The following is a 13,126-nucleotide window of genomic DNA, read 5'->3' as shown; positions in this document are numbered from 1 at the left end:
TCTTGGCGTGATTTGGGGGGTGCACGGTGCATCGGGTAGCGCGGCCCGGGACATGACAGCCCAGGATGGCAGGACGGCGTCGCAGGGAATGAGACCCTGCGCCAGCCGCTGCCGGTGGCGGTCGCGGGAAGGTACTGCCCTGGACCCGTCACTTGGGGTCGCTGCGACCGACGGCCACAAGATAGTGGGGGTCCAGGTGCCCGTCAACGCCAAATGTAGTGAAATTTGGTAATCCCTTGCAGCGCAAGGATCATGCCATCAACGGCGCGATTGGACGCTTCGGACCTGCCGGAACGGGCTGCGCAGTCAAGCCCGGAACACGTCACGGCGGTGGTACAACGCGCCGCGAAAACGGAACAATGACAGCTTCACATGACCGTGACGAAACTGGCCAGGGACAACCCTGTGGATAGGTGGTGGGCAGCCGGTGGATGGACGCCCCAGGGGCGGGCCCGTGTGACTTCCGGCCGGTGACGGCCCGCGCGCGGGCGTGGATGCTGGTGGCCTGCCCCCGCAAGGAATGCCCCATGCCACTGCGCCTGACTGCCCTGGGCCTGCTGCTGGCCACGGCCATCGCGCCGGCGCGCGCGGCCGAAGCACCGACGCTGCGTTCGGACGCGTGCGGCATCCGGACCGACTATGACGTGCTGGTGGACAGTGGCGGCATCTGGCTGCGCCATGGGCCGCAGGCCCCGCACGAGGTGGCCTTCCACGATGGCGTACTGAGCCTGGACGGCACGATCGTACCGGTCAGCGACGCCGACGCCGTGCGCCTGCGGCAGCTGGAGGCCGGCGGGCGCCAGTTGATGCCCGCCGCCACCGCGCTGGCCCACGAGGTTTCCGGAATGACCTTCGAGGTGTTCAACGGGGTCTATGAAATGCTCACCGGCACCGCCAACAGCCGCAAGATCCGCAAGCTGCGCAGGCAGGCCGATGCCTGGATCGATGGCAGCCTGGGCCGTGGCTACTGGGAACAGGACACCTTTGGCGAGGGGTTCGACCAGCATGTGGAGGCCATGGCCGAGTCGCTGGCCGGGTCGATGGCACGCAGCGTGATGTGGCAGGTCGTCACCGGCCGCGCCGGTGCCATCGAGAAACGCGCCGAGCGCAAGGACAAGGAACTGGACCAGCGCCTGGAAGCACTCGGCCCGCAGCTGGAGGCGCGGGCCCGGGCCCTGTGCCCGCTGGTACAGGCCCTGGCCGACACCCAGGATGCGCTGGAAGTGCGCTACCAGGGCCAGCCGCTGCAGCTGCTGCAGCGCACCGACGCCGTGCAGGTACCCGCCGGGCAACCCCGCCAGGGCCTGCATGTGTCAGCCGGGCCGGATGAACACCCGCGCGGGAACTCGGTGGCGCCGGTGCGCTGACGGCCCGGGACCGCGAAGGCCACCACAAGCCGCCTTCTAGGCCCGGTGCGGGGTACCCAGGTACTCGGCGCTCTGCATTTCGATCAGGCGCGAGGCGGTGCGCTCGAACGCACCCTGCAGGCGCTGGCCGGTATACAGCTCGATCGGCGAGGTGCTGGCGGTGCACACCAGGTTGACGTGGCGGTCGTACAACTCGTCGATCAGGTTGACGAACCGGCGTGCGGCGTCTTCGTTCAGGCGGTCGAAGGCCGGAATGCCCCCCAGCAGCACCGTGTTGAACTCGTGCGCGATCTCGATGTAGTCCGAGGGGCCGCGCGGGCCCTCGCACAGGGCGGCGAAGTCAAACCAGGCGATGCTCTTGCCGCGGCCGCGCACCGGAATCTTGCGGCCTTCGATCTCGATGTTGCCGGCCCTGGCCGGCTGCGCGCCGCTCAGTTCGGCCCAGCGCGCGGCCAGCCAGTCGTCGCTGTCGGCCGCCAACGGCGCGCGATAGACCGGCGAGCGGGTCAGCGCACGCATGCGGTAGTCCTCGGTCCCCTCGGCGTACAGCTCCACGCAGAAGCGCTGCAGCAGGCCGATGGCCGGCAGGAAGCTGTCGCGCTGCAGGCCGTTGAGGTACAGGTTCTCCACCGCCGTGTTGGAGGTGGTCACCAGGGTCACGCCCTCGGCGAACAGCCGCTCGAGCAGGCGTGCCAGCAGCATCGCATCGCCGATGTCGGTGACGAAGAACTCATCCAGCACCAGCACGCGCAGGTTGCTGCGCCATTCCTGGGCGATCCTGGCCAGCGGGTCGCTCTGGCCCTGGTGTTCGCGCAGCCGCTCGTGGATGCCGCGCATGAAGCGGTGGAAGTGGGTACGGTACTTCTGCTTGACCGGCAGGCCGTCGTAGAACAGATCGACCAGGAAGGTCTTGCCGCGGCCCACGCCGCCCCAGAAATACAGGCCCTTGACCGGCTCGGGCTTTTTCCAGAACGCGGCCAGGCGGTCCAGCCAGCCATCATCGGCATCGTCCAGCAGGGCCAGGTGGATGCGGTCCAGCTCGGCCAGCGCCGCGTGCTGGGCCGGGTCGTCCTGCCACTCGCCCCGTGCTGCGCCGGCGGCGTAGCGTTGCGAGGGGGTCAACACCGCCTCGTTCATGCCGCGCCGTCCAGCCAGTGCTTGACCCCGTGGGTCACCGCGCCGCGCAGGTCGATCAGCTTGCGGTGGAAGAAGTGGCTGGTATCGGGCATGCGCACCAGTTCATGGGGGGCACCCACCGTCGGCAGCCAGTCATAGACCGCCTGCGGATCGACGATCTCGTCCTGTTCGCCCTGGATGACCAGCCAGCGGGCCGGCGGCTGCACGCCGGAAAAATCCCAGCGGCCGGCCGGCGGTGCGACCGAGATCAGCGCTTCCGGCTGCAGGTCGGCGGCGGCCTTCAGCGACACGAACGCACCGAAGCTGAAGCCGGCCAGCCACAACCGGTCCTGCGGGCGCTGCGCACGCACCCAGGCGACCACGGCCTTGAGGTCATCCTGCTCGCCATTGCCATGGTCGAACTCCCCGGCCGAGGTGCCGACGCTGCGGAAGTTGAAGCGCACCGTGGTGATGCCCTGCGCGCGCAGAGCGGTGGCGACCATGGTCACCACCTTGTTGTGCATGGTGCCGCCCTCGGTGGACAACGGGTGGCAGACGACGGCCACGATCGGCCGCGCCGGTACGTCGGCGGCCGGCAGGTCGACCACACCATCCAGCGGGCCGGCCGGACCGGCCAGGGTCAGGCTGCCGGATTCGGTGGGAAAGGCGGGAGCGGGGGAATTTTGCATGGCACCATGATAACGCCCCCCACCACTGCCCTGCCCCCGCCCCATGCTCTCCCTTTCCCTGGCCGTGCTCTGCAGCGTGCTGGTCTCCGTGCTGCTGAAGCTGGCCGCGCGGTACCGCCTGGATGTGCCGCAGATGATCACCTGGAACTACCTGGTGGCCGCCGCACTGACCGCCACCGTGCTGCAGCCGCCGCTGGACAGCCTGCGCAGCCCGCATGCCCCGTGGCCTGCGCTGCTGGTGCTGGCGGTGGTGTTGCCGTCGATCTTCCTGGTGCTGGGACGTGCGGTGGCGGTGGCCGGCATCGTCCGCAGCGATGTGGCCCAGCGCCTGTCGCTGCTGCTGTCACTGGTGGCCGCCTTCGCGTTCTTCGGGCAGAGCGCCACCGCCTGGAAACTGGCCGGGCTGGGGCTGGGGCTGGTGGCGATGGTGGCCATCAGCCTGCGCCCGCGCGGGCCGGCCGTGGCGGCATCGGCGGGCAGCTGGCGCTGGCTGGTCGGCGTCTGGATCGGCTTTGCGGCGGTGGACATCCTGCTCAAGCAGGTGGCGCTGTCGGGCACGCCATCGATGGCCGCGCTGCTGGCCTGTTTCAGCATCGCCTTCGGGCTGATGCTGGCACTGCAGCTGTGGCGCCACCTGCGCGGCCACAGCCGCCTGGCCTGGCGCCATGCTGCCGGTGGCGGCCTGCTGGGCCTGCTCAACGGCGGCAACATCCTGTTCTACGTGCACGCCCACCAGGCGTTCCCGGACAGCCCGGCGACGGTGTTCGCCGGCATGAACATCGGCGTGGTGGTGCTGGGCGCGGTGGTCGGCATGGCCGCCTTCGGCGAATCGACCACGCGCTGGAACCGCGCCGGGCTGGCGCTGGCGGTACTGGCGATCGGCCTGATCGCCTGGGGGTGAGCCGCCGGGCCTGGCCCGGCGACACCTTACTTGTCGAAGCCCAGCAGCAGCGGGTCGTGATCGGAGCTGCGCCACGGGCCCGGCATGTTGCGCTGTTGGTAGCCGGCGCTTTCCGGCTCATCGGCGTTGATGTGCCATTCGGCGGCACCGCCCAGGCGGCGGGCCATGCCGGCGCTGAGCAGGGCATGGTCGAGGCGGCCGGTATAGCCGTTGTAGACGTAGCTGTAGGGGCGTTCAACCCGGGCCACGGCGAAGGCGTCCTGCCAGCCCAGCCCGCGCAGGGTGCGGATCGGGTCTTCCATCGCGTAGGCGTTGAAATCACCCAGCAGCACGATGTCCTTCACCTTCAGGCGGCCGGCTTCGGCCTTCACCCACTGGTTCAAGCGCTTTGCCGAGTCCACGCGGGTGGCGTTCCAGCAGCCCTGGCCATCGTTCTGGTCGGCATCGGCGCCGCTGGCATCGCGGCAGCCCTTGGACTTGAAGTGGTTGGCGACCACCATGAACGGCTCGCCGGTGGCCGCGCGGAAGGCCTGCGCCAACGGCACGCGGCTGTGCTCGACGAACGGGCCGCCCTCCAGCGTGACCGGTGCGCCGACCGGGGTCAGCCTGCCCTGGCGGTAGATGATGCCGACGCGGATCGGGTTGTCGCCCGGGCCCTTGCCGGCATCGACGAAGCGCCAGTCGCCACCGGCACCGATGTCGGCGTTGAGCGCGTTGACCAGTTCGGCGATGGCCGACTGCGGCCCGTAACCGTCGTTTTCCAGTTCCATCAGCGCGGCCACGTCGGTGCCCAGCGCATTGATGGTAGCCACCAGCTTGGCCACCTGCGCCTTGTGCTGCTCCAGCGTGCGCGCACCGCGCAGGGTCGGGAAGCCGCCGCCCTGGCCATCACCGTTGAAGAAGTTCTCCAGGTTGAACGCGGCCACGTGCAGGCGACCAGCGACTGCCGGCGGGGTGCTGGCGCGCTTGAGCATCGGCACCTCCAGCACGCCCTCGACCTGCAGCTTGACCTGGCCCTGTGCATCGATGCGCACGATGCCTTCAACGTTGCGCAGCGGCAGGCCGACGCGCAGGTCGGCCCCCTCCGGAAGGTAGGCGACGGGGCCAGGGTCACGGGCATCGCTGCCATCGTCCAGCACCAGGCGGCGGCGCGCGTTGTCGGCCATCACCTGGGCGATGCCGGCCGTGCCCGGCGCGGCCACTTCGGTGGGCTGCCACAAGCGTCCATCGAAGGCCACGACCAGTTCACCGAAGCGTTCCAGGCCATCGCTGCCGGCCAGGGTCAACGGCGCGGCAATGCGTACGCGCTGGCCTTCCAGGCGGCGCCAGTCCGAGGGCGCGCTGGTGAGGACCACGGTCGCACCGGTACGCGGGGCCGGGCTCGACGCCGGTGCGGTCTGTGGCTGGGCCTGGGCGAAGGCAACCCCCGGCAGCAGCAGGGACAGGGCAAGGGCAAGGGAACGGCGGCGCATCGGTTCACGACTCCACGGAAAGGCGCACAGACTACCGCGCCAAGGTGACCGCTGGCCTGCGCGGAAGGTCATGGGCCCGACCCGGCAAAGCCGGATGCCGGGGCCACGGCGCGCTATTTCTTCAGGTTGGCCAGCATCCAGTCCACGGTGGCGTGGATCTGCTCCTCGGTCAGGGCCGGGTTGCCGCCCTTGGGCGGCATGATGCCGCCATCCGGGCCGGTGTAGCCCTCGATGGCGTGCTTGTACAGCGTGTCCTTGCCCTGGCCCAGGCGCTGGTCCCAATGGGCATGGTCCAGCGTGGGCGCCTGGCCGACACCGGTGGTGTGGCAGGCGGTGCACAGGTTGTCGAAGATCACCTTGCCATCGGTGGTGCCGCCGTAGGCAACCTGCGATGCGGCCTTGGCCAGTGCGGCGGCCTTGGCCGCCGCCTGCGCGGCGGCACCGGTGCTGCCGGCATAGACCGCTCCGGCCGGGGCGATGCGCTGCTCGGTGCGCTTGGCCGCCACCGGTGACACTTCCGGCGGAATGCGGGTGTGCAGGTAGGCGGCAAGGAGGATGAGGCCGAGGGTGATGGCCATCAACAGCGCGATCACCATGGAGAAGCGTTTCAGGAACTCCAGATCGTAATTCCGCACTCTTCGTTACCCCTGGCTGGTAGTCGTTGGACCACGGCTGAGCGACTGCGTGTCCGGTCGAGTATAGAACGCACTTCGCGCGCGACAACAGACATGAATGCTGGTGCGGCGCAGCATGCTGCCCCGCCCGCGTGCGGGCAGCACCGGTCCGCGGCCGGCGGGTGCGCAGCACGCTGGACGCCGCCGGGTGCCGTGCTACCGGTTCACGGGGGCACCGATCGACCGCAGGCAGTAGCTGCAGATGGCTTCAACCAGCGCAGCCTCGTCGCGGTGGGCCTCGCGGCTGGGCGCGGTCGGGCCGACCAGCGCTTCAGTGAAGGCACCGACCAGGCAGGCGGCGGACACATGCGCATCCTGCGCGGGCAGTTCACCGGCCGCCACGCCCTCTTCGACCAGGCGCAGGAACACATCACCGAAGGCCCGCCGGCCGCGCATGCGCTCGGCTTCCACGTCCGGGTCGACCGGTTCGACGATGAAGGCGTGGGCCAGCCCGGGCCCGGCCAGGGCGCGGCGGACGAACGCGGTCACGGCCTGGCGCAGGCGCACGGTGGCCGGTTCGGGGGCGCTGGCGATGCGCTCCATGATTTCCACCTCATGCGCCACGGCGGCGTTGAGCACTTCCACGAACAGTTCGGCCTTGGACGGGAAATGGCGGTAGATCAACCCGGTGGAGACCCCGGCCTGGGTGGCCACGGCCGTCACCGGGGCGGCCCGCCAGCCGCCGGCCGCGACCAGTTCACGGGTGGCCAGCAGGATCCGCTCGCGGGCCCCGGCCAGGCGTTCTTCCATCAAGGGTGAGCGTTTGTAGGCCATATCCTGAGTCTTATTTCAATAATTGAATTGTAGTTCACTTTTTACCCGAACCCCGCTACGCTGGGCCCGACGCCCGTGCGGGCCGCTGCCGTGAACAGCGACCTGCCCCCCTTCCGGGTGCGCCTTCTTCCCCCGCCCTGAGTTGTGGAGCTGCCCGCATGCACGTGCCATCCCTGAACTTCGATCTTGGCGAAGAGATCGACCTGCTGCGTGAGAGCGTGGCCCATTTTGCCGCGACCGAGGTCGCCCCGCTGGCCGCCGAGGCCGATGCGACCAACCAGTTCCCGCTGGCCCTGTGGCGCAAGTTCGGCGAGCAGGGCCTGCTGGGCATGACCGTGGAAGAAGACTACGGCGGCACCGGCATGGGCTACCTGGCCCATGTGGTGGCGATGGAAGAGATCTCGCGCGCCTCCGGTGGCATCGGCCTGTCCTACGGCGCCCATTCCAACCTGTGCGTGAACCAGCTGCGCAAGAACGGCACCGAGGCGCAGAAGCAGCGCCTGCTGCCCGACCTGTGCAGCGGTGCCAAGGTCGGCGCACTGGCAATGAGCGAACCGGGTGCCGGCTCGGACGTGGTATCGATGAAGCTGCGCGCGGACAAGCGCGGTGAACGCTACGTCCTCAACGGCAACAAGATGTGGATCACCAACGGCCCGGATGCCGACGTGCTGGTGGTCTATGCCAAGACCGACATGGCCGCCGGTGCCAAGGGCATCACCGCCTTCCTGGTGGAAAAGGGCATGGCGGGCTTTTCCACCGCGCAGAAGCTGGACAAGCTGGGCATGCGCTCCTCGCCCACCTGCGAACTGGTGTTCCAGGATTGCGAAGTACCCGAAGAAAACGTGCTGGGCCAGGTCGGCGGCGGCGTGCGCGTGCTGATGTCCGGCCTGGACTACGAGCGCGTGGTGCTGTCCGGCGGCCCGCTGGGCCTGATGGCCGCGGCCATGGACGTGGTGATGCCGTACGTGCACGAGCGCCACCAGTTCGGCGAAGCGATCGGCAGCTTCCAGCTGATCCAGGCCAAGATCGCCGACATGTATGTCGGCCTGGGCGCCTGCCGTGCCTATGTGTATGCGGTGGCACGCGCCTGCGACCAGGGCCGCACCACCCGCCAGGACGCGGCCGGTGCCATCCTGTACGCCGCCGAGAAGGCCACCTGGCTGACCGGCCAGGCGATCCAGATCCTGGGCGGCAACGGCTACATCAACGAGTACCCGACCGGCCGCCTGTGGCGCGATGCCAAGCTGTATGAAATCGGCGCCGGTACCTCGGAGATCCGCCGCATGCTGATCGGCCGCGAACTGTTCCAGCGCACCCTGTAAGAAGGCCCCCGCGATGACCTCACTGACCAGCCAGCTGCAACCGGGCAGCGATTCCTTCCAGGCCAACCACGCGGCGATGCAGGCCGTGGTCGATGACCTGCACGCCACCCTGGCGCGTACTGCGCTGGGCGGCAGCGAGGCCGCACGGGCCAAGCACACCGCGCGCGGCAAGCTGCTGGTGCGCGACCGCATCGATGCCCTGCTCGACCCCGGCAGTGCGTTCCTGGAGATCGCGCCGCTGGCCGCGCACGGCATGTACGACGGCGCGGTGCCCGCCGCCGGCGTGGTGGCCGGCATCGGCCGGGTCAGCGGCGTGGAGTGCGTGATCGTGGCCAACGACGCCACGGTCAAGGGCGGCACCTACTACCCGATGACGGTCAAGAAGCACCTGCGCGCGCAGGAGATCGCCGAGCAGAACCACCTGCCGTGCATCTACCTGGTCGATTCGGGCGGCGCCTTCCTGCCGCTGCAGGACGAGGTGTTCCCCGACCGCGACCATTTCGGCCGCATCTTCTACAACCAGGCCAACCTGTCCGCGCAGGGCATCCCGCAGATCGCCTGCGTGATGGGCAGCTGCACCGCCGGCGGCGCCTACGTGCCGGCGATGAGCGATGAAACGGTGATCGTGCGCGAACAGGGCACGATCTTCCTCGGTGGCCCGCCGCTGGTGAAGGCGGCGACCGGTGAAGTGGTCAGCGCCGAGGACCTGGGCGGGGCCGATGTGCACACGCGCATTTCCGGCGTGGCCGACCACATGGCCGACAACGACCTGCAGGCCCTGGCGCGGGTACGGGCGATCGTCGCCCAGCTCAACTGGCGCAAGCCCGAGCCGGCGATGGCGCTGCAGCCGCCACAGGCACCGCTGTTCCCCGCCGAGGAACTGTATGGCGTGATTCCGGCCGATACGCGCAAGCCCTTCGACGTGCGCGAAGTGATCGCGCGGCTGGTCGATGGTTCGCGCTTCGATGAATTCAAGCCGCGCTACGGCAGCACGCTGGTGACCGGCTTTGCCCACCTGCACGGCTACCCGGTGGGCATCATCGCCAACAACGGCATCCTGTTCTCCGAGTCCGCGCTCAAGGGCGCGCACTTCATCGAGCTGTGCACCCAGCGCAACATCCCGCTGGTGTTCCTGCAGAACATCACCGGCTTCATGGTCGGGCGCAAGTACGAACAGGGCGGCATCGCCAAGGACGGGGCCAAGCTGGTGATGGCCGTGGCCTGCGCCAGGGTGCCCAAGTTCACCGTGGTGATCGGCGGTTCGTTCGGTGCCGGCAACTACGGCATGTGCGGCCGCGCCTATTCGCCCAACTTCCTGTGGATGTGGCCGAACGCGCGCATCGGCGTGATGGGCGGCGAGCAGGCCGCCAGCGTGCTGGCCACGGTCAAGCGTGATGGCATCGAGGCCAAGGGTGGCCAGTGGCCGGCCGAGGAGGAAGATGCCTTCAAGGCGCCGATCCGCGAGCAGTTCGAGCAGCAGGGCCACCCGTACTACGCCAGTGCCCGCCTGTGGGACGACGGCGTGATCGATCCGGCCGATACCCGCCGCGTGCTCGGCCTGGCCCTGTCGGCCAGCCTCAACGCCGCCCCCCAGCCGACGCGCTTCGGCGTGTTCCGCATGTGACCCGTGCCATGACCGAGCCTGCCGCCATGTTCACCAAGATCCTGATCGCCAACCGTGGCGAGATCGCCTGCCGCGTCATCGCCACCTGCCGCCGCCTGGGCATCGCCACCGTGGCGGTGTATTCCGAGGCCGACCGCAACGCGCGCCATGTACGCCTGGCCGACGAAGCCATCGCCATCGGTGCCGCACCGGCCAGTGAAAGCTACCTGCGCAGCGATGCCATCCTGGACGCCGCACGCCTGACCGGCGCGCAGGCGATCCATCCCGGGTACGGCTTCCTGTCGGAGAATGCGGGTTTTGCCGACGCCTGCGCCGCCGCCGGCATCACCTTCATCGGCCCACCGGCCAGTGCGATCCGCGCGATGGGTGACAAGAGCGCGGCCAAGGCGCTGATGGCCCAGGCCGGCGTGCCGCTGACGCCCGGCTACCACGGCGAGCGCCAGGAGCCTGCGTTCCTGCGCACGCAGGCCGATGCCATCGGCTATCCGGTGCTGATCAAGGCCAGCGCCGGTGGCGGCGGCAAGGGCATGCGCAAGGTCGAGCGCAGCGAGGACTTCGTCGATGCGCTGGCCAGCTGCCAGCGCGAGGCCCGCGCCGCGTTCGGCAACGACCACGTGCTGGTGGAGAAGTACGTCGAGCGCCCGCGCCATATCGAAATCCAGGTGTTCGGCGATGGCCACGGCGATGCGGTCTTCCTGTTCGAGCGCGACTGCTCGGTGCAGCGCCGCCACCAGAAGGTGCTGGAGGAAGCCCCGGCACCGGGCATGACCGCCGAGCGCCGCGCGGCGATGGGCAAGGCCGCCGTCGATGCCGCCCGCGCGGTGGGCTACGTCGGTGCAGGCACGGTGGAATTCATCGCCGGTCCCGAGGGTGATTTCTACTTCATGGAAATGAACACCCGCCTGCAGGTCGAGCACCCGGTGACCGAATACATCACCGGGACCGACCTGGTGGAATGGCAGCTGCGCGTGGCCGCCGGCCAGCCGCTGCCCAAGCGCCAGGACGAGCTGTCCATCCACGGCCACGCCATCGAAGCCCGGCTGTATGCCGAGGACGCCGACCGCGGCTTCCTGCCCTCCACCGGCACCCTGCGCCACCTGCGCCTGCCCGTGCCATCGGCGCACGTGCGCGTGGATACCGGCGTGGAGGAAGGCGACAGCATCACCCCCTACTACGACCCGATGATCGCCAAGCTGATCGTGTGGGACGTTGACCGCGCAGGTGCCCTGCGCCGCATGCGCCAAGCCCTGGCCGACTGCCAGGTGGTGGGCGTGACCACCAATGCCGGCTTCCTGCGCCGCCTGGTCGGCACCGACTCGTTCACCCACGCGGTGCTGGACACCGCGCTGATCGAGCGCGAGCACGACGCCTTGGCTGCCGGCCAGGACAGTACCGATGCCCTGTGGGTGCTGGCCGCGATCGCAGTGGTGGCCACGCCGGTGGCCGCCACCCATGACGCGCGCGATCCGCATTCGCCATGGGCTGCGCGCGATGGCTGGCGCCTGGGCCGTGCCGCACCGCGCGTGCTGCCGCTGCAGCAGGGCGATCACCGCCACACGCTGCGGGTATGGCCCCTGGCCGAGGGCTGGAACGTGCAACGCGACGACGGTGCCATCGTCACGGTACCGGGCCACAGTGACGCCGGCACGGTGACCGCGCAGCTGGAGGGCCAGCGCTGGCGCGTGCAGGGCCGCCTGGACGGCGACCAGCTGCACCTGTTCACCGCACAGGGGGCGCACCGCTTCACCGTGCATGACCCGGTGGGCGAATCGGAACAGTCCGCCACCGATGCCGGCAGCCTGCTGGCCCCGATGCCGGGGAAGATCGTCGCCACGCTGGTGGCGGCCGGCGCCCAGGTCAAGCGCGGCACACCGCTGGTGGTGCTTGAGGCAATGAAGATGGAGCACACCCTGCAGGCGCCCGCCGATGGCACCGTGCATGGCTTCCGCGTGCAGGCCGGCCAGCAGGTGCTGGACGGGGCGGTGCTGGTGGATTTCGAGGCGGGCTAGGCCGGCTGCGGCACGCGCGGCGGATCGAATTCGGCCGTCTGCCGGACCGCCGCGCGCCAGCCAACGCCGCATACCGCCACGGCGCCCTGGCCAGTGCCATCCAGGCCGAACGCCGCATCCACATCGGCTTCGTTGATGGCTGCCGTGATGAACGCGCCCAGCCCGGCCTCGGTCGCACAGGTCTGCACGGCCTGGGCGATGTGGCCGGTATCCAGCACCAGCGCGCGGTAGGCCTTGCTGTGGTCGCGGTACTTCCAGAAACTGCGCTCGAAACGCGGTGCCAGGACCAGCAGTACCGCCGCATCGGCGAACCACTGCTGGCCGGACAGCAGCCGGCGCGACAACGCCGGCAGGTCGGCTGCCGCGGGCGATGGCAGCCGGAGCAGCGCATGCTGTACCGGGTGGTAGTGGTACAGGCCCGGCACCAGGTCCTGCACGCGCTGTACCAGCAGGAACACATCGGTGGCGTGCAGCCCCCCGCCCGAAGGGACGTTCTTCTTCAGGAACACCGCATCGGCATCGACCTCGACCTGCGCATGGGCCATGACCGTGCGCTGCAGCAGCTGTGCCAGCAGCGGCAGCGGCAGGTGGCGTGCCGTGTCGAAGTTGCGGCAGGTCGAACGCTGTGCCAGCAGTGCATCGAAGCCGGTCTGCTCCTGCAGCGGCAGCCCCTGGTAGTGCCCCGGCCGGGCGTGCACGGCCGCCGGCGGCGGACCGAACATGCGCCGCAGCCCTGCAGCGGTATCCAGGCCGCGCGCATGCATGTCGGTCACGCTGTCCACCCCGCCCCATCGCGAGTGCGCGTGTGCCACCGCCATCGGTGTCCACCAGTGGCCCTCGCGCAGCTGTTCATCGCCTTGGCATGCCAGCCGGTGGGCCGGGTCGTCACTGAGCAGCAGCCCCTTTTCAAGCAGCCCCGCGATGATCGCAGCGTCGGGCGTGCCGACCGGACATTCCATCCACGTGCCGGCGCCGATGCTGCCCAGCACGCGCATGTCCTCGGCATCCACCTCCACCGGCTCGCGCTGATGCGCCGCCCGCGCCAACCAGCGCGGCTGCACACGCGTGGCCATGCTGCCGCGGACCAGCGCAGCCAGATCGACCGAGACCACATCGTGCGGTTCCAGCAGCAGGTGGGCACAGCGGCGGATTCGCATCGGACGTTCCTCAAGGGCGGT

The 13,126-nt window shown here is 69.6% G+C and carries 11 protein-coding genes; 5 read left to right on the top strand and 6 right to left on the bottom strand.

Annotation, left to right across the window (positions count from 1 at the left end; translation table 11 throughout):
• Positions 1–527: 527 nt before the first annotated feature.
• Positions 528–1,367: a DUF2884 family protein gene (locus Q9R17_RS09385; protein WP_308158144.1), complete on the top strand. Its 840-nt coding sequence runs from the start codon at positions 528–530 to the stop codon at positions 1,365–1,367.
• 36 nt (positions 1,368–1,403) lie between these two features.
• On the opposite strand, the gene zapE is transcribed toward Q9R17_RS09385, so the two are convergent.
• Both zapE and Q9R17_RS09375 read right to left on the bottom strand, forming a co-directional pair.
• Positions 1,404–2,504 carry a cell division protein ZapE gene (gene zapE / locus Q9R17_RS09380; RefSeq protein WP_308158143.1) on the bottom strand — a complete coding sequence of 367 codons (1,101 nt, stop codon included), beginning with the start codon at positions 2,502–2,504 and terminating at the stop codon, positions 1,404–1,406.
• The gene (locus Q9R17_RS09375) at positions 2,501–3,172 is read right to left on the bottom strand and encodes an alpha/beta fold hydrolase (protein ID WP_308158142.1); all 672 of its coding nucleotides are present in this window, start codon (positions 3,170–3,172) and stop codon (positions 2,501–2,503) included. Before Q9R17_RS09375 ends, zapE begins: the two co-directional genes overlap by 4 nt.
• A 43-nt stretch (positions 3,173–3,215) precedes the next feature.
• On the opposite strand from Q9R17_RS09375, the gene Q9R17_RS09370 reads away from it, so the two are divergent.
• Positions 3,216–4,073, top strand: a complete 858-nt coding sequence (locus Q9R17_RS09370) for an EamA/RhaT family transporter (protein WP_308158141.1) — start codon at positions 3,216–3,218, stop codon at positions 4,071–4,073.
• Positions 4,074–4,099: 26 nt separating this feature from the next.
• Here Q9R17_RS09370 and Q9R17_RS09365 read toward each other — a convergent pair whose 3' ends face one another.
• From Q9R17_RS09365 to Q9R17_RS09355, 3 genes are all read right to left on the bottom strand, one after another.
• Positions 4,100–5,545 carry an ExeM/NucH family extracellular endonuclease gene (locus Q9R17_RS09365; RefSeq protein WP_308158140.1) on the bottom strand — a complete coding sequence of 482 codons (1,446 nt, stop codon included), beginning with the start codon at positions 5,543–5,545 and terminating at the stop codon, positions 4,100–4,102.
• A 113-nt stretch (positions 5,546–5,658) separates the two neighbouring features.
• Positions 5,659–6,180 carry a c-type cytochrome gene (locus Q9R17_RS09360; protein ID WP_308158139.1) on the bottom strand — a complete coding sequence of 174 codons (522 nt, stop codon included), beginning with the start codon at positions 6,178–6,180 and terminating at the stop codon, positions 5,659–5,661.
• Positions 6,181–6,375: 195 nt separating this feature from the next.
• Positions 6,376–6,993: a TetR/AcrR family transcriptional regulator gene (locus tag Q9R17_RS09355; protein WP_308158138.1), complete on the bottom strand. Its 618-nt coding sequence runs from the start codon at positions 6,991–6,993 to the stop codon at positions 6,376–6,378.
• Positions 6,994–7,151: 158 nt separating this feature from the next.
• Between Q9R17_RS09355 and Q9R17_RS09350 the strand changes: the two genes are divergently transcribed.
• From Q9R17_RS09350 to Q9R17_RS09340, 3 genes are read left to right on the top strand one after another with little or no spacing between them, the layout of a single operon-like run.
• Positions 7,152–8,315, top strand: a complete 1,164-nt coding sequence (locus Q9R17_RS09350; protein WP_308158137.1) for an isovaleryl-CoA dehydrogenase — start codon at positions 7,152–7,154, stop codon at positions 8,313–8,315.
• A gap of 13 nt (positions 8,316–8,328) precedes the next feature.
• Positions 8,329–9,939 (top strand): carboxyl transferase domain-containing protein, encoded by a 1,611-nt coding sequence (locus Q9R17_RS09345; RefSeq protein ID WP_308158136.1) that lies wholly within the window; start codon positions 8,329–8,331, stop codon positions 9,937–9,939.
• Positions 9,940–9,965: 26 nt separating this feature from the next.
• The gene (locus tag Q9R17_RS09340; protein ID WP_308158318.1) at positions 9,966–11,948 is read left to right on the top strand and encodes an acetyl/propionyl/methylcrotonyl-CoA carboxylase subunit alpha; all 1,983 of its coding nucleotides are present in this window, start codon (positions 9,966–9,968) and stop codon (positions 11,946–11,948) included.
• Here the strand turns inward: Q9R17_RS09340 and Q9R17_RS09335 are convergent.
• Positions 11,945–13,105, bottom strand: coding sequence for a putative peptide maturation dehydrogenase (locus tag Q9R17_RS09335; protein ID WP_308158135.1), 1,161 nt, complete (start codon positions 13,103–13,105; stop codon positions 11,945–11,947). The two genes, Q9R17_RS09340 and Q9R17_RS09335, sit on opposite strands and share 4 nt — an antisense overlap.
• Positions 13,106–13,126: the final 21 nt, after the last annotated feature.

Source organism: Stenotrophomonas sp. 24(2023), assembly GCF_030913365.1.
Classification (GTDB): Bacteria; Pseudomonadota; Gammaproteobacteria; order Xanthomonadales; family Xanthomonadaceae; genus Stenotrophomonas.
This window is presented reverse-complemented; position numbering and strand designations above follow the sequence as displayed.

Bases quoted from the DNA above. Each gene is read 5' to 3' on its own strand.
- Q9R17_RS09385 (WP_308158144.1), top strand. From the start codon at position 528: ATGCCACTGCGCCTGACTGCCCTGGGCCTGCTGCTGGCCACGGCCATC.
- Q9R17_RS09355 (WP_308158138.1), bottom strand. From the start codon at position 6,993: ATGGCCTACAAACGCTCACCCTTGATGGAAGAACGCCTGGCCGGGGCC.
- Q9R17_RS09340 (WP_308158318.1), top strand. From the start codon at position 9,966: ATGTTCACCAAGATCCTGATCGCCAACCGTGGCGAGATCGCCTGCCGC.
- zapE (WP_308158143.1), bottom strand. From the start codon at position 2,504: ATGAACGAGGCGGTGTTGACCCCCTCGCAACGCTACGCCGCCGGCGCA.
- Q9R17_RS09375 (WP_308158142.1), bottom strand. From the start codon at position 3,172: ATGCAAAATTCCCCCGCTCCCGCCTTTCCCACCGAATCCGGCAGCCTG.
- Q9R17_RS09365 (WP_308158140.1), bottom strand. From the start codon at position 5,545: ATGCGCCGCCGTTCCCTTGCCCTTGCCCTGTCCCTGCTGCTGCCGGGG.
- Q9R17_RS09350 (WP_308158137.1), top strand. From the start codon at position 7,152: ATGCACGTGCCATCCCTGAACTTCGATCTTGGCGAAGAGATCGACCTG.
- Q9R17_RS09370 (WP_308158141.1), top strand. From the start codon at position 3,216: ATGCTCTCCCTTTCCCTGGCCGTGCTCTGCAGCGTGCTGGTCTCCGTG.
- Q9R17_RS09335 (WP_308158135.1), bottom strand. From the start codon at position 13,105: ATGCGAATCCGCCGCTGTGCCCACCTGCTGCTGGAACCGCACGATGTG.
- Q9R17_RS09345 (WP_308158136.1), top strand. From the start codon at position 8,329: ATGACCTCACTGACCAGCCAGCTGCAACCGGGCAGCGATTCCTTCCAG.